The organism is Paraburkholderia sp. SIMBA_053 (assembly GCF_046534895.1).
Taxonomy (GTDB): Bacteria; Pseudomonadota; Gammaproteobacteria; order Burkholderiales; family Burkholderiaceae; genus Paraburkholderia; species Paraburkholderia caledonica.
The window spans coordinates 1-268 of the sequence record NZ_JAWRXU010000764.1 but is presented as its reverse complement, the minus strand read 5'-3'; the positions used below and the strand labels follow the sequence as shown (position 1 = coordinate 268).

Below are 268 nucleotides of genomic sequence, written 5' to 3'. Positions count from 1 at the left end.
GAAGATCATGGCCGGCGTGGACACCGACTTCGAGGGCGAGGCGCGTCCGCAGCCGGGCATCAAGGTCGGCTACCTCGCCCAGGAACCGGAGCTGGATCCGAACAAGACCGTGTGCGAAGCGGTCGAGGAAGGCGTGGGCGACGTGCTGCAGGCCCAGGCCGCGCTCGAGGCCGTGTATGCCGCCTACGCCGAGGAAGGCGCCGACTTCGACGCGCTGGCCAAGGAACAGGAGCGCCTGGAGGCGATCCTCGCCGCCGGCGACGCCCAC

General features: G+C 70.5%; 1 pseudogene. It reads left to right on the top strand.

Features of this window, described 5'->3' with window-relative positions:
• Positions 1 to 268, top strand: a pseudogene (locus tag SB753_RS37635) (energy-dependent translational throttle protein EttA); the annotation flags it as partial.